This window comes from Mycolicibacterium gadium (assembly GCF_010728925.1).
GTDB lineage: Bacteria > Actinomycetota > Actinomycetes > Mycobacteriales > Mycobacteriaceae > Mycobacterium > Mycobacterium gadium.
In genome coordinates this window covers 4,554,135-4,575,839 of the sequence record NZ_AP022608.1, presented here as the reverse complement: position 1 = coordinate 4,575,839, position 21,705 = coordinate 4,554,135, and the positions used below count along the sequence as shown (strand labels likewise).

Genomic DNA, 21,705 nt, shown 5'->3' with positions numbered 1-21,705 from the left:
TTCGCGACTGTACCCCGCTACAGAGTTTCCAAACGAGGACATTCGCCAGATGTCTAGTGATTGCGCTCGAGACGTTATTTGTGACCCGGATCACGTAGACGCTGAGCTGCACCGGAGGGCTAGCGTGACGTGACGAGCGTCGAATGTAAACCGAATGCGAATGAGGATTCCCATCGTGAGTAAGTCAGCCCTGGCGATCACCGAAGAGCACACAGATCTTGCCGACGCGGCGTTTGGGCAGCTCAGCCGGGTGAAGAGCCGGGCCGCCGCACGCTCGGCGCTCGAGGGCGGGTCCGCACATCCCGCCGACGTCTGGAAGGCGGCCGCCGACCTGGGCTGGACCGGCCTGGCGATCGCCGAGGAACACGGCGGTTCTGGCTTCGGGCTGTCCGAATTGGCGGTGGTCGTGGAGGCCCTGGGACACGAGCTGTGCCCCGGTCCGTTCCTTCCGAGCGTTGCCGCAGCCGTGGTCGTGGACCGCTGCGCATCGGATTCTCTTCGCGCACAACTACTTCCGGGGCTGGCCGACGGCAGCACCATCGGCGCACTGGCGGTTTCGGGCAGTGTGACGATCGGTTCCGATCTGGTGGTGACCGGCGAGAGCCCCGCCGTGCTGGGCGCGCCGGACGCTGACGTGCTCGTCGTTGTCGCTGGTGAGGACGTTGTGGTGGTCGACGCCGGCCAGAATGGGGAGGCGGACGGTGTCACCGTGACGGCACTGGAGTCGCTGGATCCCACCAGAAGCCTCGGATCGGTCGCGCTGAGCGGTGTGCGCGTCGCCGACGACCGGGTGCTGCGCGGCGCCGCCCGCAGGGCACGCACGGTGTTCCGGATCCTGGCGTCCGCCGAGGCGGTGGGCGTCAGCTGGGCGACGCTCGAGATGGCCGTCGAGTACGCCAAGGTGCGCGAGCAGTTCGGTCGCACCATCGGCACGTTCCAGGCCGTCAAGCACCATGCCGCCAACATGCTCGTCAACGCCGAAGAGACCACCGCGGCGACCTGGGATGCGGCGCGCGCCGACGACCTGGACACCGCGTGGTTCGCCGCCGCGGTCGCCGCCTCGCATGCGATCCGGACCCAGGTCTTCAATTCGCAGAACAATATTCAGCTGCACGGCGGTATCGGGTTCACCTGGGAGCACGATTCGCACCTGTATCTGCGCCGCGCCCGCACCCTCGCCGCGTTGATGCAGGAGGCCGGCGATCCGCTGCTCGACATTGTCGAGGGCCAGCGCAGCGGACAGGCGCACGGCGCGTCGTTCACGTTGCCCGACGAAGCCGAGAAGTACCGCGAGCAGGCGCGCGAAGCCGTCGCGACACTGCGCGGGCTGCCCGCCGATCAGCAGCGGGACTTTCTCGTCGACTCCGGCTATTTGGTGCCGCACTGGCCCAAGCCGTGGGGCCGCGCCGCGGACGTGCTCGAGCAGTTGGTCATCGAGGAGGAGTTCGCCGATGTCGACCGCCCGGACATGGGCATCACCGGCTGGGTGACGCTGACGATCTCGCAGGCGGGCACCGATGACCAGCGTGAGCGCTGGGTCGAGCCGGTACTGCGCGGTGAGGTCATGTGGTGCCAGCTGTTCTCCGAACCCGGTGCGGGCAGCGACGCCGCGGCGGTGCGCACGTCGGCAAAGAAGGTCGAAGGCGGGTGGCGGATCACCGGGCAGAAGGTGTGGACCAGCCTGGCCCACCTGTGCCAGTGGGGGCTGGCTACCGTGCGTACCGATCCCGACGCCCCCAAGCACGCCGGCGTCACCATGATGGCCATCGACATGAAATCCGAAGGCGTCACGGTCAATCCGCTCAAGGGCCTGACCGGTCACGCACACTTCAACGAGGTGTTCTTCGACGACGTCTTCGTGCCCGACGCGGACGTGGTCGGCGACGTGAACAAGGGCTGGCTGGTAGCCCGGGCGACGCTGGGCAACGAGCGGGTGTCGATCGGCGGCGGGTCGGGCGGCACGAGCGGCTTCTCCGCAGACGATCTGATCAAGCTGCTCGACAATGCGCCCGCCGAAACCGCCGCGTACTACGTGCGTCGTGCGGGTGAGGTGATCGCCGAGTCACACACGCTGCGGCTGCTGAATCTGCGTCGGGTAACGCGCGCGATCGCCGGGTCCGAACCAGGCCCCGAGGGCAACGTCACCAAGCTGCTGGTCGCCGAGGCCGGCCAGCGGATGACCGAGCTGGGCCTGGAGCTGGCCGGGTCGGCGGCCATCGTCGGACAAACGCCGACGCTGACGCTGGCCTATCTGGGCAATCGGGCCATGACCATCGCGGGCGGCACCTCCGAGATCACCCGCAACACGATCGCCGAACGCATCCTGGGACTGCCGCGCGATCCGCTGCTGAAGTGACTACAGGCCGCTGAGGTCGGCGCTCTGTTCAGGGTCGACGCACTGGCTGTACACGCCGGCCCAGCGCTGCCGGATCGGGGGCAGCGGACGGCCGAGGAACTGGGCGTGCGCGGTGCCGAGGATTCCGCCACCGACGATTGCCACGCGCATTCCGCCGAACCTTCCGACGCGCTGCGACCAGCCATCGACCGGCGGGTATTCCGCTGGGGAACAACAGGTTAAGAATTGGTATAGACCAAATTCCGGTAGAGTGGCGGCGTGGCGCGCACCTGGCTGACACCTCGGTTCGGCGCCCGGGTCGGCTGGTTGGCCGGTGCGCACGTGGCGGCCCGCGTGCTGCGTCGCAGCGATCGCCCATGACCACGCCGCACCGGCCGTCGAAGCCGTATCTCGTGCGCACCGGCGTCGACGGCATTCTCGCCGACCTCGACGAGGGTGACGCGGTCCCGCCCGAGCGTGAGCTGGCGACGCGATTTGGGGTCTCAAGGGAAACCGTCCGACAGGCGCTGCACGAGCTTCTCGTCGAGGGACGCATCGAGCGCCGGGGCAGGGGAACCGTGGTGTCGCGACCGAAACACGTCCAACGGCTGTCCCTCGAGTCGTACACCGAGGGCGCCGCCGGCCACGGCCGGGTACCGGGCGGCCTGCCGGTAGCGTGGGAGGACATCAGCGCGAGTAGGGAAATTGCTGAGGCGTTGGATATCTCGGCCGGTGATGACGTCATGCACCTCGAGCGGGTTCTGCTTGCCGACCGCCAGCGCATCGGCCTGGAGAGCACGTACCTGCCGCGGCACAGGTTCGGCCGGCTGACCGAGAGGTTCGATCCGGCGACGTCGCTGTATGCGGCGATCCGCAACTGTGGGGTTCAATTCGGCTCCGCCACGGAGCGCATCGAAACCGTGTTGCCCTCGCCCAGGGAGGCCGCGCTGTTGGAGACCACGACGGCGATGCCGATGCTGCGACTGCACCGTCGCTCGCTCGACACCAACGGGCGTCCGATCGAGATGGTCCGTGCGCTGTACCGCGGGGACCGCATCGCCTTCGAAACCACGCTGACGTAATACTGGTTTGGTGGCAGGCGCCTCCAAATCCTCAGACTTCCATCCAGACCTGCGCCGCATCGCGCGGTTGGTCCCCAAGCAGGTGGTGACGCCGGTGACGCTGCCCGCCATTCGGTTGGTCACCCGCAAGATGTGGCGACGCGTCCCCAAGGACGTCGAGGCGCTGACCCTCCCGTCGGGTGTCGGGGTGCGGTTGTACCGGCCGTCCGACGCCGACGGGCCCGGACCCGCGCTGGTGTGGATCCACGGCGGCGGCTTCGTCATCGGCCATCCTGGTCAGGACGACGTGCTGTGCCGACGCTACGCCCAGCGTCTCGGTGTCACGGTCGCCTCGGTGGATTACCGACTGGCGCCCGAGCACCCGTATCCGGCCCCGCTCGAGGACTGCTATGCGGCACTGACCTGGTTGGCCGGACTGCCGACGGTGGACGCGAACCGGGTCGCGATCGGCGGCGCCAGCGCGGGCGGCGGACTGGCGGCGGCGTTGGCGCTGCTCGCCCGCGACCGTGGCGAGATCGCAGTGGCCGCCCAATTGCTGGTGTACCCCATGCTGGACGACCGCACCGTGGGCCGCGACGTGCGGGACAATCCGGGCCAGCGGCTGTGGAACCGGTCGAACAACAAGTTCGGGTGGTCGGCCTACCTGAGCGACGCGGACCCAGAAGTCGCCGTGCCCGCACGACGGACCGATCTGAGCGGCTTACCGCCGGCGTGGATGGGTGTCGGGACGCTCGATCTGTTCCACGACGAGGACCTCGGGTATGCCGAGCGACTGCAGGCAGCCGGCGTGCCGTGCGAAGTCGAAGTTGTGAAGGGCGCCTTCCACGGCTTCGACGGGATCGCTCCGAAAGCCCAAGTGTCGCAGGAGTTTTTCAACAGTCAGTGCACCATCCTGCGGCGACTGCTCGCGCCGGCGGCCGCCTAGCGCTCGGTCACCACCGTCCCGGCGATGATCGTGGCCGCGACGAGGCCGGAGTCGAGTTCTCCCAGCACCTCGTTCGGTTTCGCGCTCAGGACGCACAGGTCGCCCGGTTGACCCGGCGCGATCCGGCGCGGCACCGTGGGCGCGTCGGCCGCGCCGAAGAACATCGTCAGCGCGTCGTGCGGTGCCACCCGTTCGTCGGTCCCGAGCACCGCACCCCCGGCGGTGGTACGAAAAGCCGCCGCGCGCATCGCCTTCCACGGGTCGTCGTGACCGAAGGGCATGTCAGTCGAGAGCGCGACGGGCACCTTGGCGGCCAACAGCGAAGCCACCCGCCACAGTTCCTGATGTTCGGCCGCGGGCACATCGACCAGATACTGGTCACCCCGCTCGGCGACGAAATTCGGCTGCGTTACGACCGTCACCCCGACATCGACCAGGTCGGCGATGTTGTCGTCGGGCACCACCGCGGCATGTTCGATGCGATCGTGCGGATGACGGCCCGCCGCGCGCAGCGCAGCCAGCGTCACCACCAACTGCGCAGCGGTGACGCAGTGCACCGCGACCGGCGCGGCATCGGCGTGCCGCTGCGCGATCCACTCGGTCAAGCCCGCGAGATCGAGGTCGGTGTCGTGCAGTATGCGCTTACCCGGCGCAAGGCAGTGCACCCGTTGACGCAGTTCGCCGCGACGGTGGGCGTCCAGGAGTTTGACGACATCCCCGACCTCCAGATCCGGGGTCGCATCGGTGACACCGGTAACCCCGTACGCGGTCAACCGTGCGCTGATGTCGGCGAGCCTGCTTTCGTTGCGCTGCAACGTGTCCGACCACGTATGGTCGGAGCTGCGTAGCCGCCCGTCCGGATGATCGGCGAGTCCGACTCGTGCCAAGCCCGCCGAGTTCAGCGTCCACAGGACACCGCTGCGGTGCTGGACCCTGACCGGTACCGGCGGCGAGACGTCGTCCAAGGCGACTCTGTCCAACGGCCCGGCGACCGCCTCGTGGTACCCGACGGCCCTTACCCAGCCATCATCGCCGACATCGGCGGCCGCGAGGACGCGCGCCAATTCGGTGCGGGTGTGCACTTCGGCCGGCCCCACCCGGACTGACGTCAATGCCGCTGCGGCCGAACGGAGGTGGACGTGATGATCGTGCAGGCCGGGGATCACCGTCCCAGCCCTGGCGTCGTATACCTGCTCGCCGGGTAGGGTCTCGAGGAACGGCTCCACCGCGATGATCCGGTCTCCCACGCGGATGTCGACGACACCCCCGTCGAGGAGCGTCGCACGTTGAATCAACATGCCGCATAATGCCTGTCGGTGATCAACTGTTCCACGATCCCGTTGTCGGCACCCAACTCCGAGGCCCTGGTGGACAGCTGGGGCATCGCACTGCACCGGGTCTCGCCGGCATCCGGCAGTTCGGCGTAGGTCGCGGCGACGGCGGACATCGAGAACTCGATCAGCTCACCACCGCCCCTTCGCAGCGACTGCACCACGGCCTCCGCGGCTTCCAGACCGGTCAGCGGGTCGGCGATCGCGTCACCGCAGAAGACCGGCGAGTCATCATCACCGCAGACCAACCCGCCGGAGACGGCTGCATCGTCGCCGAAGGCGACCCAGTTGGCGTGCTCCTCCCTGGTGCCGTGGCCGGTGATCCTCAGCCAGATTTTTCCGTCTCGCGGACCGATCGCCACCGGTCCGAGCCCGCGGCGGATCAAGGCCGCCGGGCGGGATGACTCGATCACGACATCGGCGGCGGCAAGCAGCGCCTGCAATCCAGTGGGATCGTCGAAATCCACCAGATACGAGAGCTTTCCACCGTTCATCCAGTCGAAGAACGCCGGTGCTCCCGCGCGTGCCCCATCGGGACGTGACGCGCTTTCGACCTTCACGACGGTCGCACCCGCACGCACGAGCAGTTGCCCGCAGAGCGGGCCGGCCCACATCGCCGACAGGTCGGCGACCAGGAGTCGCGAGGGGCTGCGCGCTGTGGTGGCCGCACCGAGCGGGTAGACGCGGGGCGCTTCGGCGGGCGTCTCGCCGAGCGCGGCGACCGGAAGTCCAAGCAGGCGACCGCGTTCGGTGATCTCGGCGCTGTCACGTTCGGCGATCCAGCGGTGCACCTCGGGCCAGACGTCATCTCCGACGGCATCGGTCTCTATCAATGCGGGCACCGTGTCGACGTCGTCGGGACGAGACAGCGTCAGCGCGCACCACCCGTCACGGCTTTGCATGAGATGCGTCGCCCCACCGGCGGAGATTCGGCCTTGTGGTGTGTGGCCGAGTAGCCCTGCGCGGCCCGCGATTATGACGTCGGCGTCAACTTCGGCGTCGGTAAGGGTGCGAAAACCGTTGGCGACGCGGCGAGCCCGCGACACCACTCCAACGGGAACCGCCAGTGACGTCACAGCCCTATTGTGCTCAGAACTGCAGGGCAGTAAAGCGCCAGTCCAGAACCTGCTGGTCAGGCTCGCCGACCGCATAGACGACGGACCGAAGCTCGAGGACGCCGCCACGGCCGTCGGGGAGCGGCACCGCGCCCTCGACATGCAGTTCGCTGTACAGCGTGTCGCCCTCGTGTACCGGCGCGGTGTGGTCACAGGACTGCCAGCCCAACACCGTCACCATGTCGGGCAACAGTCGGCTGGCTTGTGCAAGCGCCAGCCCGATGGTGTGCCCGCCATACACCAGCCGTTGGCCGCCGCCTCGCCAATCATGATGGGTGGCGGCGATATTCAGCGTCAGACGCGCGAGTTCGGGCGCGCTGGTGACCACGTCGGCGCTGCTGTGCAGCACGGTGCCGGCAAGCCCCGCGTCGAAGTGCGCTCCGGGTACCTTGGCGCGGTACGCGTCGGCGTTCCAGTCGGCGGTCGGATCGGGTACCGGCGCCTGGTCATTGCCGATCGCCGACATGTCATCGGCATGGCCGGTGTCGGGTGCTCTCTCGCTGAGCGGCAGCATCGCGCAGCGGTGGAAGTCGAGGACCAGTCGACCGACGTCATCGACGGTCGTCATCCGCAATGCCGCAAGACCGGTCGGTGCGCGGCCGGGCTTCACCGAGTTCTGTTTCAGTCCAACGACTTCAGCGCGGGTGAACAACGTGTCGCCGATGACCGGGTAGCGGTGGAACCTCAGCCCGCGGTAGAACAAGTTGGCCGTGACCCGCTGCGTCACCAGGGTCGTCTGCCCGATCGCCACGTCGCACACGAGCGCCGGATGGGCAAGCGGCGTGGAGGCACCGGTGACGGCCGCCGACAGTTCGGCATCCAGCGCAAGGCGCAGACGGTCGCCGACGATCGACTGGTGCACGGCGGCGGCGCCGGCGGTCAAAGTCATCGATGGTGCGGCGTCGAAGACCTGGCCGATCTCCAGATCGTCGAAGTACGGGCCGGCCACGGCAGCCATGTTGGCATTAGGCCGCACAAAGTGTCAATATGGCCGTACAAATGTTGACCCAAGAAGAAGCCATGCTGGTGGAGACGGTGCGGGCCTTCGTGGACCGTGACGTCAAGCCTGCCGTACGGGAGACCGAACACGCCAACGAGTACCCCCAGGCGTGGATCGAGCAGATGAAGCGCATCGGCATCTACGGTCTGGCGATCCCCGAGTCGTACGGTGGTTCGCCGGTGTCGATGCCGTGCTACGTCGAGGTCACCCAGGAACTCTCGCGGGGCTGGATGAGCCTGGCCGGCGCGATGGGCGGGCACACCGTGGTGGCGAAGCTGCTGGCGTTGTTCGGCACCGAGGAGCAGAAGCAGCGGTATCTGCCGCCGATGGCGACCGGTGAGCTGAGGGCGACGATGGCGCTCACCGAGCCCGGCGGCGGGTCGGATCTGCAGAACATGAGCACCGTCGCAACGAGCGAGGGCTCCGAGCTGGTCATCAACGGGTCCAAGACATGGATCAGCAACGCCCGCCGCTCCGGCCTGATCGCGCTGCTGTGCAAGACCGATCCGACCGCGACGCCGAAGCACAAAGGCATCTCGATCGCGCTGGTCGAGCACGGTCCTGGCCTGACGGTGTCACGGGATCTGCCGAAGTTGGGCTACAAGGGCGTCGAGTCCTGCGAACTGACCTTCACCGACTATCGCCTGCCCGCGACCGCGATCCTCGGCGGCGAGCCCGGGAAGGGTTTCGCGCAGATGATGAAAGGCCTTGAAACAGGCCGTATTCAGGTCGCGTCACGCGCGCTCGGTGTAGCCACCGCGGCACTCGACGATGCGCTGAAGTACGCGCAGGAGCGCGAGAGCTTCGGCCAGCCGATCTGGAAACACCAGTCGATCGGCAACTACCTGGCCGACATGGCGACCAAGCTGACGGCCGCACGGCAGCTGACGCTGTATGCCGCACAGCGCTACGACAGCGGCGAACGGTGCGATATGGAGGCCGGCATGGCCAAGCTGTTCGCCTCCGAGGCGGCGATGGAGATCGCGCTGAACGCCGTCCGGATCCATGGCGGCTACGGCTATTCGACCGAGTTCGACGTCGAGCGCTACTTCCGCGATGCGCCACTGATGATCGTCGGTGAGGGAACCAACGAGATTCAGCGCAATGTGATCGCCGCCCAACTGGTTGCCCGCGGCGGCATCTAGTGCGATCAGCGCCCGCGTACCAGACTCTGCGCGAGCAACTTCGCGACGACATCGCGACGGGTCGGTACAGCGACGGCTCTCGATTGCCCACCGAGTCCGAACTGGTCGAACGCCATAGCCTTTCACGGCAGACGGTGCGCCGGGCCTTTCAGGATCTGGTCGCCGAGGGCGTGGTGTACCGGGTGCCGGGGCGCGGCACATACGCCAGCGAGACCGGACAACGGTATCTGCGGCAGCTCGGCTCGATAGAAGATCTGATGAGTCTGTCCGACGACACCACGATGGAGGTGCTCACCGGGTTACGCAGACGGGTGGACCTGCATGCCGCGAGCCGGCTGCGACTGGACGACGACGTCGTCTACTCGGTGGTGTTCCGGCGGCTGCACGACGGCGTGCCGTTCGTGATGACCACCGTGCACCTGGTTCCCGCGGTCGCCCACGCGGTGTTGTCGTCGCCCGAACTTCAGGACGGCGCCGTCGGCACCCAGACCGTGATCGGCATTCTCGAGCCGCGTTTGATCGAGCCGATCACCGAAGCGGCGCAGTCGATTACGGTTGCGCTCGCCGAGCCTGCGGTCGCGGAGGCGGTGTCGTGCGAACCCGGCCATCCCATGCTGCGGGTTGACCGGCTCTACTCCGACGCGAGCCACCGCCCCGTCGAGTTGTCCGTCAGCCACTTCCTGCCTGAGCAGTACACCTATCGGGTGACGTTGCGCCGCTCCGGCTAGTGGCGATTTCGGTGCGGTAACGATCGCTGAGCGGTCGTGCGCGCACCGAAATCACAGGATCTCGTCGATCAGTCCCCACCGCAGTGCTGTCGGCGGGTCGATGGTCCGTCCGCTCAGCACCAGATAGGCGGTCCGCCAACGCCCGATCCGACGGGTGACGCTGACGGTGCCGCCCGCTCCGGGAATCAGCCCCAGGCTCAACTCCGGAAGACCGAAGACCGCATCCGGCCGCGACCGAACCCAGCCGCAGAAAGCGGCCATCTCCAACCCGCTGCCCAGCACCTGACCGTGCACCTCGGCCCGGCAGCGCGTGCCCAGGCGGGCGGTAAGTTCGTCGAGCACCAGCGCCGGACTTTGCCGGGTGCGCGCGAGATGGGCACTGGCTGGATCGTCGAACGTGCCGAACTCGGCGAGATCGCCGCCGCTGCAGAACGATGGACCATTGCCCGACAGCACGACATCGGTGACCGATGGATCGAGGCGAGCCACCTCGAGCGGTTCCAGTAGCGCCGCACGCGCGTCGGTCGAAAACGCGTTGTGCCGCTGCGGTCGGTTGAACCGCACGTAGAGGGTGTCCTCGACGCGCTCGGCCTGTACCGGGTCCGGAAGACTCACCGGTCGCGCCGGTCCCCGCTCACCCAGCCAGCGCGCGAATTCGGGTCCGGACTGCAGCGTGGAGTAGGCGAGCGATTCGGTGACGACGCCGGCGAACGCGGCCGCGTCGGGGTCGAACGCACGTAGTACATCGCTACAGATCGCGGCGGCATGCGGCCAGCGCAGGCAACGCTCACGCAGTTCGTCCAGCGCGTCGGGTATCGAGCCGACGGTCACGGCACGGCTATCGTCAGCGGGCTGCTCGGTGAGCGTGAAAGTTGCGTCATCCGAGGGGGATCCGGTCGCGACGACCACACCCGGACCGAGTTCGACAAACTTCACGAATACTTCTCTATCAGCTCCTGCTTGAACATCTTGCCGGTTTCGGTACGGGGCAACTGCGCCTCGAATGAGATCGACCGCGGACACTTGTAGTGCGCCAGCCGTTCACGCAGCCAGGTCAGTAGCTCGTCACCGAACGCCTCGCTCGCGTCGGCGGGGTCGACCGTCTGGACGACGCCCTTGACACTCTGGCCCATCTCGTCGTCGGGGATGCCGAACACGGCCGCGTCGAGCACCTTCGGATGGGTGATCAACATGTTCTCCGCTTCCTGCGGATAGATGTTGACGCCGCCGGAGATGATCATGTGGTGCTTGCGGTCGGTGAGGAACATGTAGCCCTCGTCGTCCACATAACCAACGTCGCCGACGGTCACCCAGCCGTGCCTGTCGCGTGACGCGGCGGTCTTCTCCGGATCCTTGTGATAGACGAAGGGCACGACACCCAGGTCGAAGTAGATCTGCCCCGCCTGACCGGGCGGCAGGTCATTGCCATCGTCATCGAGGACGTGGGCCACACCGAGCAGCGGCTTGCCAACAGAGCCAGGGCGTTTCAACCATTCCTCGGCGGGGATGAAGGTGATGCCCGCGCCTTCGGATGACGAGTAGTACTCGTCGACGATCGGGCCCCACCAGTTGATCATCTGTTTCTTGATGTCGACCGGGCACGGTGCGGCGGCGTGCACCACACGGTGCAGGCTCGACAGATCGTACGAACTGCGAACGTCCTCAGGAAGTTTGAGCATCCGCACGAACATCGCCGGGACGAACTGGCCGCTGGTGACCCGGTACCTCTGGATGGCGTCCAGCGCCGATTCCGGGTCGAACTTCGACATGATCACCGTCGTCACGCCCATCGCCTGCGCGCTCATCGACCAGAGGCATGGCGCGGTGTGGTACAGCGGCGCCGGGCTCAGGTATACGGACTCCGGGCTCATCTGGATGGCCATCAGCAGCGCGGACACCAGATTCGGTGCGTCGGCAGGCTTGACGTGGGTGAGTTCTCGGCGAATTCCCTTGGGGCGGCCGGTCGTTCCGGACGAGTACTGCAGCAGATCACCCTCGATCTCGTCGTCGATGGGCAAGCTCGGCCGGTCCGCCACGCACTCTGGATAGCGCTGCCAGCCGTCGAGGTCGTCGTCGGCGATCAGCAGCAGGTCCGGCAGTGCGTCCAGCTCCGCCAGGCCTTCGCAGACCTTGCGCGTCGCGCGCGACCCGATCATGGCCTTCGCGCCGCTGTTGTCGATGATGTACGCGACCTCGGGCGGCGTGAGGTGGGTGCTGATCACGGTGTAGTACAGGCCGCTGCGCCGCGCCGCCCACATCACCGTCGGCAGATGCTCGTTGTTCTCCATCAGCACCGCGACGGTGTCACCTTCGACCAGACCCGCATCGCGGAAGTGGTGAGCCAGCCGGTTGGCCCGCTCCTCCAGGTCCTTGAACGTGACGATCGTTCCGGCCGGATGAATGATGACGGCCGGCCTGTCGGGGGTGGCCTCGGCATGCTCGCGAATCTGCATGCGCCGACTCTACGATGTGCGATCTTGACAGGTGTCAAGAGGGTACGGCGGGCTACCCGGGGCACGCCAAAGCCCCCGCCGGCGAGCGGGGGCTTTGGCGTATCGCGGCGCTACTCGGCTTCGGCGAGGCGGTGCTTCAGGGCGTCGAACTCGTCCTTGATGCCGGTCGGCAGCTTCTCACCGACGAACTCGAACCACTCCTCGATCAGCGGGATTTCCTCACGCCACTCGTCCACGTTGACCGCGAGTGCTTCGTTGACATCTGCCGCGTCGACATCCAGACCGGACAGATCGAGGTCCTCAGCGGTCGGCACGATGCCGATCGGCGTCGTCTTCCCGCCGGCCTTCTGCTCGATGCGATCGACGATCCACTTCATCACTCGGCTGTTCTCGCCGAAGCCCGGCCACAGGAAGCGGCCGTCGTCGCCGCGACGGAACCAGTTGACGAAGAAGATCTTCGGCATCTTCGATTCGTCGGCGTTCTTGCCGATGTCGATCCAGTGGGCGAAGTAGTCGCCGACGTTGTAGCCGAGGAACGGCAGCATGGCCATCGGGTCACGCCGGACGGTGCCGACCTTGCCCTCGGCGGCGGCGGTCTGCTCGGAGCCCAGCGTGGCACCGATGAACACACCGTGCTGCCAGTCGCGGGCCTGCGTCACCAGCGGCACCGTCGTCTTGCGACGGCCGCCGAAGAGGATCGCCGAGATCGGCACGCCCTGCGGGTCGTCCCACTCCGGAGCCAGCGTGGGGCACTGCGACATCGGGGTGCAGTAACGCGAGTTGGGATGCGCGGCTTTGCTTTCCGTTTCGCGCAGGACCCAGTCGTTGCCCTTCCAGTCGATGAGGTGGTCGGGCTCGCCCTCCAGGCCCTCCCACCAGACATCGTTGTCGTCGGTCAGCGCGACGTTGGTGAAGACGGTGTTGCCGGCCGCGATGGTCTTCATCGCGTTGGGGTTCGACGACCAGTTGGTGCCGGGAGCGACGCCGAAGAAGCCGAATTCGGGATTGACCGCATACAAGCGACCGTCCTTGCCGAATCGCATCCAGGCGATGTCGTCACCGACGGTCTCCGCGCGCCAGCCCGGGATCGTGGGCTGCAGCATCGCCAGGTTGGTCTTACCGCACGCCGACGGGAACGCCGCCGCGACGTAGTACGACTTGTTCTCCGGCGAGATCAGTTTGAGGATCAGCATGTGCTCGGCGAGCCAGCCCTCGTCGTGCGCCATCGCCGACGCGATGCGCAGCGAGTAGCACTTCTTACCCAGCAGCGCATTGCCGCCGTAACCCGAGCCGTAGCTCCAGATCTCGCGGGTCTCCGGGAAGTGGCTGATGTACTTGGTGTCGTTGCAGGGCCACGGCACATCCTTCTGGCCGGGCTCCAGCGGGGCGCCGATCGAGTGCAGCGCCTTGACGAAGAAGCCGTCATCGCCGATCTTCTCCAGCGCCGCCTTACCCATCCGGGTCATCGTCCGCATCGACACCACGACGTATTCGGAGTCGGTGAGCTCCACGCCGAGCTTGGGATCGTCGGCGCCGAGGGGGCCCATACAGAAGGGCACGACGTACATCGTGCGGCCGCGCATGCTCCCGCGGTACAGGTCGGTCATGATGCCGCGCATCTCGGCGGGGTCCATCCAGTTGTTGGTCGGACCCGCGTCGATCTCCTTCTCCGAACAGATGAAGGTGCGAGATTCCACGCGCGCGACGTCGGAGGGATCGGACAGAGCGAGGTAGGAGTTCGGCTTCTTCTCGTCATTGAGTCGCTTGAAGGTCCCGGCCTCGACGAGCTGCTGGGACAGCCGGTCGGCTTCCTCCTCGGACCCGTCGGCAAACACGACCCGGTCGGGCTGCGTGAGTTCGGCGACCTCCTGGACCCAGGCGAGCAGCCCCTTGTGCTTCGTCGGTGCGGTGTCCAGACCTGGAATGGTCGCTGCGGTCATGTGTGTCTCCTGCAATCTTGCTGCGTATGCGTTTCTGCCAGGACCCGGGACTGAGGAGCGTGTACCAATGAAAGGCAGCGCGTCTCGGTCGTCCCTGTAATAAAGAGGTTAACGCGGGTGACATACCCGCGGTAAATCGGATCTATGTCCGATCACTCACAGGAACGATTCAGAAGACCCGCTCAGAGGCTGTGTGCGCGGTGTATCGATTCAGCTGGTCGTGGCTTTTCCGTACAGCTCGGCCCGGACGGCGTCGACGGCCGCCAACAGCGGGGGCAGCCGGCGGTCCCTGGCCTTCGCCGCATTGGCCGTCTGCAGCGCGTGGTCGCGCAGTTCGGCGTCGATCTCGGCAACCCGGCCCGCGGCAGTGGCGCCCTCCACCTCGTCATGGTGGGCGAGCTCGGAGGTAAGCGCCGTCTCGGCGACCAGGATCCGAGTGGCGACCCGCTCCTCCACCGCGGACCGCAATACGTTGACGGCGTCGCTGATCCAGCGGTCGAGCACCCCTCGATCGTGCAGCAGCCCGCGAATGCCGACCACCCACACCGTCAGCACCAGCCCGACGACGCCTCCTGCCGCAAGTCCCGCGACGGTCATCCCGGGTGCAAGCCCGGCGAACAGCCGGGTCACCACGAGCGCCACCCCGAGCCCGAAGCCGGCGCCGAGGATCATCATCAACTGGGTTTCCTGCCGACGTGATTGGAGTGGCGGTGCGGGGATCTCGGGTGTCGACGGGGGTGCGGCGGCCGGCGGCACGGGTAGGCCCGCCTCCGTCGCCACGTCCGTCAGCTGATCGGTGATGCCCTCCTCCACCTCGTCGACGACCTCGCGCATGCGGGCCCGCAGCCGCGTCTCGAACGTGCCGATCTTGAGGCGGGTCAACTGCGCGGCGTCCTCGGCCAGTTCACTGCGCACGGACGTGCAGCGGTTACGGGCGAAGTGCCCCAGCTGCACACGGGCCTGCTGCAGTTGGCTACGCAACGCGATCGCGCGTTCGGACTTCGACAGCCGTCGGCGGCTCAGGATGTCGTCGCGTTTGGAGTGCAGTGCGCTCACCCGGGCCCGCCGGTCCGTCCCGTCACCGTCGGCCCGGTAGTGTGCGATATCAGCGAGCAGCCGGGTTTCCCACGCGCGCAGACGGTTTCGGCGCGCGACATCGGCACCGGACAGACACTGCCGCAGCAGGCCGACAAGCTCGTCGATGCGAGCCGCACCCAGATCGGGTGCGGCCGCGGCACCCACCCACTGCACCTGGGCGTAGTTCGGCGTGCGTTGCGTCAGTAGCTCGCGATTTGCAGCCAGTACCTCGCGCCAGTGGCGGTGCGCATCGATCTTCGACACCACACCGATCACCAGGTCGGTATATCTGCTGGCCAAATCGATTAGCGCACACTCCGATTCGGTCATCGGTGCGATCGCGGACACGGTGAAGACGACGGCCGTCGGAGCATGCGTCGGATGCAGTTCCTCGGATTCGACGAAAGTGTGCTCGGGCAACTGCTCTCGCAACGCTGCGATCAGGCTGGTGGTACCGGCCAGCCACGGACCCACCACCAGCACGACGTCGCGGCCCTGAACACCGGGCGACGTCAGACTTGGCTCGACCGCTGCAACCAGGGCGTCGGCCGCGGCGACCGGATCTACCCGTGTATCGGTGCTCTCGCTGGTCACCGGGACCGCCCGAGCAGACGCAGCGAGCCTCGGCAGATATCGGCCGAATACCTCCGGTGCAGGGCGTTGACCGGGCCGCAGCCGTACCGCCGCCAGTGCACGGCGCGGCGGCGATGCGCGGCGGGATCGTCACCCCGATCGACGCGCACGCCGTCAGCCTCCACCGCCTCAACGGCGGCGCCCATCACGGCCAGCACCATGTCGTCGGTGACGAGAAATTCAGCTAGCTGTCGATCGTCGGATCGCATTGCCAGCGAGCGTAATTCGTCGATCCCCGCGCGCACCCGCCGGTACCGGATCGCCGCGCCGGCCGCCGCCACCTGCGCGACCGCCTCATCGATCCGGCTTGTCCGGCGCAGCAGCGCCCGAACTGCCGCGAGGTCGGCGCCGCCTTCGACGGCCAGCACGGCGTGGGCAATGCCGAACCGGTCCAGCACGTCGAGCAGACGATTTCTCGTCTCGGCCGACAGCGGATGGTCGGAGTGCACGAAAGCGTCGGTCGAGGTGAGGTCCGCGGGCGCATCCACCAGCGTCTGCAACGCGGTCATCAGTTCCTCGTCCAGCTCGGCGCGGGCAAGCAGACCCACCACCGGCACGGTGGGCGCATCCGTCAGCGCGCGCAGTGCGGTGGCATGGCGCTGCGCGGTTGCCAGCGGCCCGGCGTCACCGAACGCGCTCAGGTCCGCCTTGTTCAAGATGACCACCGTCGGCTTGTCCGAACGGTTGGCCACGATCAGATCCTCGGGCTTGAGGGTCTCGGCGACGACGAGCACGGTGACGTCGGCGGCGTCCGCCCTCACCGCGACACCCGCGTCGGCCAGCGCGGCGGCCACCGTGTTCCGTCCGACACCTCGGCGACCGCACACGGCAACGCCTACCGGCGCAGCGGCCCGCCGAATGATCGGCGCCAACCGCGGATTACGACTCTGCTCAGCGAATTGCGTCAAGACGTCAACGAAAATCTCAGCAGCCTCCATGCTCCCCACGGAGTACCACGGTCGGTGGCCCCCTTCCCCACCCACGATGTTGGCACCTCCGCAGGCATGTCGCGAGCGGTAGTTGTGGCCGTTGGGAGTAAACCGGCAGCCCGTGGTCGAGGCGTAGCAGTCGAAGGCAACTGTTGGGTATCAATATGTACCACGATGCGGGTACTCCCCCCTTGATGAGCGACGATGGACGGATGCTTTCGGGTAGCGCGGGAGTGGGACTGCCGGCTGAGCCGGCGGAAGTCGGGGCACCACCCCCGTCACATCTGCACCCCCGGGTGACGAGCTTCAGAACCCGCCGGACGACGTTGAGTGGCGCACAGCAGGCCACGTGGGACCGGCTCTGGCCTGAGCTGGGCATGCACGCCCGCGACGGCGACGGCCCGGCCCCCGCGTTGGACACCGAGGCCTGGTTCGGACGCAAGGCACCGATCGTCGTCGAGATCGGCTGCGGCGCGGGCACCTCGACATTGGCGATGGCACAGGCAGAACCGAACATCGATGTGGTCGCCGTCGAGGTCTACCGTCGCGGGCTGGCACAGCTGCTGTCCGGTATCGACCGCGAGCGGGTCCGCAATATCCGCCTGGTCCGCGGCGACGGCGTCGACGTCCTGCAGTACATGTTCGGGGCGGACTCGCTGACCGGGGTGCGGGTCTTCTTTCCCGACCCGTGGCCCAAGGCCCGCCACCACAAGCGCCGGCTGCTGCAAACCGCGACCATGGCGCTGATCGCCGACCGGCTGAGGCCCGGCGGTGTGCTGCACGCCGCGACGGACCACATGGGTTACGCCGAGCACATCGCCGAGGTCGGTGACGCCGAACCGCGGTTACGCCGCGTGGGCATCGAGGACGCCCTTCCCATCTCGGTCGATCGGCCGGTGACGAAGTACGAGCGCAAGGCTCTCGCAGGCCCCGTGGTCACCGAACTGCTCTGGGAGAAGGCCCAATGAGCCTCACCGAAGACATCGCGCGGATTTCGGATGTGGCCGAAACGCCGCCCGCAACCGGTCGGGTGCTGCTCGTCTGGGATGCGCCCAACCTGGACATGGGCCTCGGCTCGATCCTCGGCGGTCGGCCCACCGCGGCGCACCGGCCCCGGTTCGACGCGCTGGGCCGCTGGTTGCTGTCGCGGACGGCGGAGCTGTCGGCGACCCGGCCCGACGTCTCGCTGGAGCCCGAAGCCACCGTGTTCACGAACATCGCCCCTGGTAGCGCCGATGTGGTTCGACCTTGGGTGGAGGCATTGCGTAACGTCGGCTTCGCGGTGTTCGCGAAACCGAAGATCGATGAAGACAGTGACGTCGACATCGACATGCTCAATCACATCGCGCTTCGCAGGAGTGAGGGCCTGGCCGGTGTGCTGGTGGCCTCGGCCGACGGTCAAGCATTCAAACAGCCGTTGGAGGAAATCGCCCGCGACGGCGTGCCTGTGCAGGTGCTCGGATTTCGCGAACATGCGAGCTGGGCGCTAGCGTCGGATACCTTGGTGTTCGTCGACCTGGAGGACATCCCTGGTGTTTTCCGGGAGCCATTGCCGCGGATCGGACTGGATTCGCTGCCCGAGCAGGGGGCTTGGCTGCAGCCGTTCCGGCCGCTGTCATCGTTGCTGACCTCGCGCGTCAACACGTGAAATGCGCGGGTCGCCTTGAAGATTTGTGAGCGTTAGGAGCTTAGGTGTTCGCCTGGTGGGGTCGGATGGTGTACCGGTTTCGGTACTCCGTCATCGGCGTCATGGTTGCACTGTGCCTCGGTGGCGGCGTGTTCGGCATCAGTCTGGGCGAGAACGTCACGCAGAGCGGCTTCTATGACGAGGGCAGCCAGTCCGTCCACGCCTCGGTAACCGCCGACGAGGCGTACGGGCGTGACCGAACCAGCCACGTGGTGGCGATACTCACGCCGCCCGACGGCAAGAAGGTCGACGACCCCGAGTGGATGAAGAAGGTCACCGACGAGCTCAACCAGCTCGTCGCGGACCACGAGGACAAAATGGTCGGCTGGGTGGGCTGGCTGCGCGCCCCCAACAGCGACGACCCGACGGTCCAGCAGATGAAGACGTCGGACATGTCGACGACGTTCATCAGCGTCCCGCTCAAGGGCGATGACGACGACACGATTCTGAAGAACTACCAGGCGATCGAGCCCGACCTGCGCAAGGTCAACGACGGCAATATCCAGCTCGCCGGCCTGCAACCGCTGGCCAGCGAGCTCACCGGCACCATCGGCGAGGACCAGAAGCGCGCCGAGGTGGCCGCCATCCCGCTGGTCTGTGTCGTGCTGTTCTTCGTGTTCGGCGGCGTGGTCGCGGCAGCGCTCCCGGGCATCATCGGTGGCCTGACCATCGCGGGCGCGCTGGGCATCATGCGACTGCTCGCCGAGTTCATGCCGGTGCACTTCTTCGCCCAACCCGTGGTCACGCTCATGGGTCTCGGCATCGCGGTCGACTACGGCCTCTTCATGGTGAGCCGGTTTCGCGAGGAGATCGCCGAGGGCTACGACACCGAGGCTGCCGTACGTCGCTCGGTGATGACGTCGGGGCGCACCATCATGTTCTCCGCGGTCATCCTCGTGGCGTCCTCGGTGCCACTGTTGCTGTTCCCGCAGGGCTTCCTGAAGTCGATCACCTACGCGATCATCGCGTCGGTCATGCTCGCGGCGATCCTGTCGATCACCGTGCTGCCCGCCGCGCTCGCCATTCTCGGCTCTCGGGTCGACGCCCTCGGCGTGCGCTGGCTGATGAAGTTCGCCGAGCCGGACACCATCAGGTCCGACCCGGGCAACCCGCGCACCAACACGTTGGCGATCGCGTCGATCCCGACCGGCCTGCTGGTCCCGCCGGTGGGCATCGCGCTCGGACACCTGGCGCGCAAGCGGATCAGGGAGACCGGTGAGCAGGGCGCGCAGTTTGCGTTGATCGGCCTGACGCTCGGTTACATCACCCTGCTGGGCGGTCTCGCCTACGCCATCTCGGCTTCGAAGGACACTCTGGGCACCGCCCTCTACTGGGTGTTGATGGGCATCGTCATCTTCGTCGCCGTGGTTGTCGTCGGCGTCGTGCTCGCGCGCTATGTCCCGCTGGCCCGCACCCCGATCGTGTGGTGGCTGAACTGGCTCGCCGAGAAGACGCAGAAGACCAAGACGCGCGCCGAGGTCGAGAAGGGCTTCTGGGGCAAGCTCGTCAACGTCGTGATGAAGCGACCCGTCGCCTTCGCCGCCCCCATCGCGATCGCCATGATCGTGCTCGTCATCCCGCTGGGGCAGCTGGCGCTCGGCGGCATCAGCGAGAAGTACCTGCCGCCCGACAACTCCGTTCGCTCGGCGCAGGAGAACTTCGACAAGACCTTCCCCGGATTCCGCACCGAACCGCTGACGCTGGTGATTGAGAACACCGACGGCCAGCCGGTGACCGACCAGCAGGTCGCGGAGATCCGCAGCAAGGCCATGACGGTCCCCGGGTTCATCGAGCCCGACGGCGATCCCTCGAAGATGTGGCAGGCCCGTGGAGGTGAGTCCACCGATCCGTCAGTGCGCGTCATCCAGAACGGCTTGGTCGACCGCAACGACGCCGCGAAGAAGGTCGACGAGCTGCGCTCGATCTCCCCGCCGCGCGGACTCACGATCTCCGTCGGCGGTACCCCCGCGCTGGAGCAGGACAGCATCCACGCCCTGTTCGACAAGCTGCCGTTGATGGTGACCATCCTGATCGTCACCACGACCATCCTGATGTTCCTGGCGTTCGGTTCGGTGGTGTTGCCGATCAAGGCCGCGGTGATGAGCGCGCTCACGCTCGGCTCCACGATGGGCGTGCTCACGTGGATGTTCGTCGACGGCCACGGCTCCGGCCTGATGAACTACACACCACAGCCGCTGATGGCTCCGATGATCGGTCTGATCATCGCGGTGATCTGGGGTCTGTCCACTGACTACGAGGTGTTCCTGGTGTCCCGAATGGTGGAGGCCCGCGAACGCGGCATGTCCACCGCCGAGGCAATCCGCATCGGCACAGCCACCACGGGCCGGCTGATCACCGGTGCCGCACTGGTTCTCGCGGTCGTGGCGGGCGCGTTCGTGTTCTCCGACCTGGTGATGATGAAGTACCTCGCGTTCGGCCTGCTGATCGCCTTGCTGCTGGACGCCACCATCGTCCGTATGTTCCTGGTGCCGGCGATCATGAAGCTGCTCGGCGACGACTGCTGGTGGGCGCCGCGCTGGATGAAGCGGATCCAGGAACGCCTCGGCCTCGGTGAGACCGAGCTGCCCGACGAGCGTAAGCGGCCAGCGGTGCGCGAATCCGTCGAGAACCCCGAAGCTCTGGTGGGTGCGGGCGCACCGGTCCCCGCCCGTCCCCGCCCACCGCACGATCCCACGCATCCGGCCGCGGAGGGCGCATCGCGTCCCGGCGCTGCTGGCCGGGCCGCCGCGCCGCCACGGACGAATGCGCCGTCGACCACGGGGACGACCCGCATGCCGACCGGACGCCCGCCCGCCGACGAACCGCAGACCACGCGCCTGTCGACCGCACGGGACGCGGTGCGCAACGCCGTGCACAACGCCGCGGCCGCCACCCGCTCGGCCGCCGGTCCCCCGCCCCCGCGGGAAGAGCGCGAGATCGAGTCGTGGCTCGGCGAACTGCGCGGCACCGGCGCGCCTGCCGGTCAGCCGACGCCGTCGCCGAGCAGAAGGCCGGCCACCGAGGGCCGCGGCCGCCCGTCGACCGCGTCCACCCGCAAGATGCCGGGCGCGCCCGCGTCGGAAGACCCGGGTCCGGGGACCCCGTTGCAAGGCAGGGGACGCCCGCTGGGGACCCCGCCGCCGCAGGACAGGGCACAGCCGCAGCAGCCCGACGACGCTGCGACAACGGCGATTCCCGCCCAACGCGCAGAGGATCCCGACACTGCCACCGAGAAACTCAACGCTGCCGCCGAAGAGCAGCCGAAGCGACGCGGCGGCGGAGTGAGCGCCGCGGATCTGCTGCGCCGCGAAGGGCGGATGTAGAG

At 67.4% G+C, this 21,705-nt stretch carries 17 protein-coding genes and 1 pseudogene; 9 read left to right on the top strand and 9 right to left on the bottom strand.

Translation table 11 applies throughout. The annotated features are described in order from the left end of the window. The first annotated feature begins 175 nt into the window (after window positions 1-175). Window positions 176-2,356, top strand: a complete 2,181-nt coding sequence (locus G6N36_RS22625) for an acyl-CoA dehydrogenase family protein (protein ID WP_163689052.1) — start codon at window positions 176-178, stop codon at window positions 2,354-2,356. Here G6N36_RS22625 and G6N36_RS22620 read toward each other — a convergent pair whose 3' ends face one another. Beyond that, on the bottom strand, window positions 2,357-2,506 hold the full coding sequence (locus G6N36_RS22620) for a hypothetical protein (RefSeq protein WP_163683907.1): 150 nt from the start codon (window positions 2,504-2,506) through the stop codon (window positions 2,357-2,359). 108 nt (window positions 2,507-2,614) lie between these two features. Here G6N36_RS22620 and G6N36_RS22615 point away from each other — a divergent pair. The 3 genes and pseudogenes from G6N36_RS22615 to G6N36_RS22605 all read left to right on the top strand — a co-directional run. Further along, window positions 2,615-2,689, top strand: a pseudogene (locus G6N36_RS22615) (HD family phosphohydrolase); the annotation flags it as partial. Between the two features lie 23 nt (window positions 2,690-2,712). After that, a complete protein-coding gene (locus G6N36_RS22610; protein ID WP_163689051.1) occupies window positions 2,713-3,417 on the top strand; it encodes a GntR family transcriptional regulator in 705 nt (234 codons plus the stop codon). 10 nt (window positions 3,418-3,427) lie between these two features. Continuing rightward, window positions 3,428-4,342 (top strand): alpha/beta hydrolase, encoded by a 915-nt coding sequence (locus G6N36_RS22605; RefSeq protein ID WP_163689050.1) that lies wholly within the window; start codon window positions 3,428-3,430, stop codon window positions 4,340-4,342. Here G6N36_RS22605 and G6N36_RS22600 read toward each other — a convergent pair. Genes G6N36_RS22600 through G6N36_RS22590 form a run of 3 tightly spaced genes read right to left on the bottom strand, consistent with a single transcriptional unit; the run spans window position 4,339 to window position 7,746 of the window. Further along, window positions 4,339-5,640 carry an amidohydrolase family protein gene (locus G6N36_RS22600; protein WP_163689049.1) on the bottom strand — a complete coding sequence of 434 codons (1,302 nt, stop codon included), beginning with the start codon at window positions 5,638-5,640 and terminating at the stop codon, window positions 4,339-4,341. The genes G6N36_RS22605 and G6N36_RS22600 overlap by 4 nt on opposite strands. Next, a complete protein-coding gene (locus G6N36_RS22595; protein ID WP_163689048.1) occupies window positions 5,634-6,749 on the bottom strand; it encodes a CoA transferase in 1,116 nt (371 codons plus the stop codon). Before G6N36_RS22595 ends, G6N36_RS22600 begins: the two co-directional genes overlap by 7 nt. 13 nt (window positions 6,750-6,762) lie before the next feature. After that, window positions 6,763-7,746, bottom strand: a complete 984-nt coding sequence (locus tag G6N36_RS22590) for a MaoC family dehydratase (protein WP_179964842.1) — start codon at window positions 7,744-7,746, stop codon at window positions 6,763-6,765. A 29-nt stretch (window positions 7,747-7,775) separates the two neighbouring features. Here G6N36_RS22590 and G6N36_RS22585 point away from each other — a divergent pair, with 29 nt between their 5' ends. Next, entirely contained in the window at window positions 7,776-8,933 is a 1,158-nt protein-coding gene (locus G6N36_RS22585) for an acyl-CoA dehydrogenase family protein (protein ID WP_163689047.1), read from the top strand. After that, the gene (locus G6N36_RS22580) at window positions 8,933-9,661 is read left to right on the top strand and encodes a GntR family transcriptional regulator (protein ID WP_163689046.1); all 729 of its coding nucleotides are present in this window, start codon (window positions 8,933-8,935) and stop codon (window positions 9,659-9,661) included. Before G6N36_RS22585 ends, G6N36_RS22580 begins: the two co-directional genes overlap by 1 nt. 51 nt (window positions 9,662-9,712) lie before the next feature. Here the strand turns inward: G6N36_RS22580 and G6N36_RS22575 are convergent, their stop codons facing one another. From G6N36_RS22575 to G6N36_RS22555, 5 genes are all read right to left on the bottom strand, one after another. Next, window positions 9,713-10,597, bottom strand: coding sequence for an enoyl-CoA hydratase/isomerase family protein (locus G6N36_RS22575; RefSeq protein WP_163689045.1), 885 nt, complete (start codon window positions 10,595-10,597; stop codon window positions 9,713-9,715). After that, complete coding sequence (gene fadD4, locus G6N36_RS22570; protein ID WP_163689044.1) at window positions 10,594-12,114, bottom strand: fatty-acid--CoA ligase FadD4; 1,521 nt, start codon at window positions 12,112-12,114, stop codon at window positions 10,594-10,596. Before fadD4 ends, G6N36_RS22575 begins: the two co-directional genes overlap by 4 nt. Window positions 12,115-12,224: 110 nt before the next feature. Continuing rightward, window positions 12,225-14,054: a phosphoenolpyruvate carboxykinase (GTP) gene (locus G6N36_RS22565; RefSeq protein ID WP_163689043.1), complete on the bottom strand. Its 1,830-nt coding sequence runs from the start codon at window positions 14,052-14,054 to the stop codon at window positions 12,225-12,227. Between the two features lie 210 nt (window positions 14,055-14,264). Then, window positions 14,265-15,725 carry a hypothetical protein gene (locus G6N36_RS22560; protein ID WP_163689042.1) on the bottom strand — a complete coding sequence of 487 codons (1,461 nt, stop codon included), beginning with the start codon at window positions 15,723-15,725 and terminating at the stop codon, window positions 14,265-14,267. Continuing rightward, window positions 15,722-16,558, bottom strand: coding sequence for a P-loop NTPase family protein (locus G6N36_RS22555; protein ID WP_235690138.1), 837 nt, complete (start codon window positions 16,556-16,558; stop codon window positions 15,722-15,724). The genes G6N36_RS22560 and G6N36_RS22555 overlap by 4 nt, the downstream gene beginning before the upstream one ends. Window positions 16,559-16,887: 329 nt before the next feature. Between G6N36_RS22555 and trmB the strand changes: the two genes are divergently transcribed. The 3 genes from trmB to G6N36_RS22540 are packed head-to-tail and all read left to right on the top strand — an operon-like array spanning window position 16,888 to window position 21,703. Beyond that, window positions 16,888-17,661: a tRNA (guanosine(46)-N7)-methyltransferase TrmB gene (gene trmB / locus G6N36_RS22550; RefSeq protein WP_163689041.1), complete on the top strand. Its 774-nt coding sequence runs from the start codon at window positions 16,888-16,890 to the stop codon at window positions 17,659-17,661. Then, window positions 17,658-18,341, top strand: coding sequence for an NYN domain-containing protein (locus G6N36_RS22545; protein ID WP_163689040.1), 684 nt, complete (start codon window positions 17,658-17,660; stop codon window positions 18,339-18,341). The genes trmB and G6N36_RS22545 overlap by 4 nt, the downstream gene beginning before the upstream one ends. A 44-nt stretch (window positions 18,342-18,385) precedes the next feature. Beyond that, window positions 18,386-21,703: an MMPL family transporter gene (locus tag G6N36_RS22540; protein ID WP_163689039.1), complete on the top strand. Its 3,318-nt coding sequence runs from the start codon at window positions 18,386-18,388 to the stop codon at window positions 21,701-21,703. Window positions 21,704-21,705: the final 2 nt, after the last annotated feature.